Annotated in this window: 1 tRNA gene; it reads left to right on the top strand. The window is 61.0% G+C overall.

Annotated features, from left to right (window positions below):
- Window positions 1–119 precede the first annotated feature (119 nt).
- Window positions 120–209 (top strand) — tRNA-Ser (locus ACFSE6_RS18915).
- The last annotated feature ends 340 nt before the right edge of the window (window positions 210–549 follow it).

The following is a 549-nucleotide window of genomic DNA, read 5'->3' as shown; positions in this document are numbered from 1 at the left end:
TTCCGAGCTTTGTCCCAGGGCGATCCCGCTGTCCGCCGGCCGGCGACGCGACGGAAGCTCTCACCCGCTAGCTCGCGCTTGTCACCGCGCCGTCCGCTTGATAAGCCCTCGCCCTCGCGGGAGGGGTGGCCGAGTGGTTGAAGGCGCACGCCTGGAAAGTGTGTATGCGGGCAACCGTATCGCGGGTTCGAATCCCGCCCCCTCCGCCAGTCCTGCCTTCAAGGTATTGAAGTGACTGCGATTTGCAGAAGACCTTGATTTTTAGCCCACAAATTACCCCACATTCACTTTAGACGCTAACGGATGCTGGTACGCCGTATCGGACATCCGGGCGCTCCTGATTCTCTATAAATACGAGATCGGGGCCGCCGCTCAGATCGGCACGACAAGCTCATAGCCAAACGCCCCCTTCTGACCCTGGCTGTGTGAAAACCCGCGTGGTGGCAGGATACCTCATCTGCTTCGGGGGATCGGATGGGTCGCTTCATCGAGGGCGTGGATCGCAGCCAGACGACGCTGTTTCCCGACCGGTTGGACCACTGGATCGAC

The organism is Georgenia deserti, from assembly GCF_042680605.1.
Classification (GTDB): domain Bacteria; phylum Actinomycetota; class Actinomycetes; order Actinomycetales; family Actinomycetaceae; genus Allobogoriella; species Allobogoriella deserti.
This window is presented reverse-complemented; position numbering and strand designations above follow the sequence as displayed.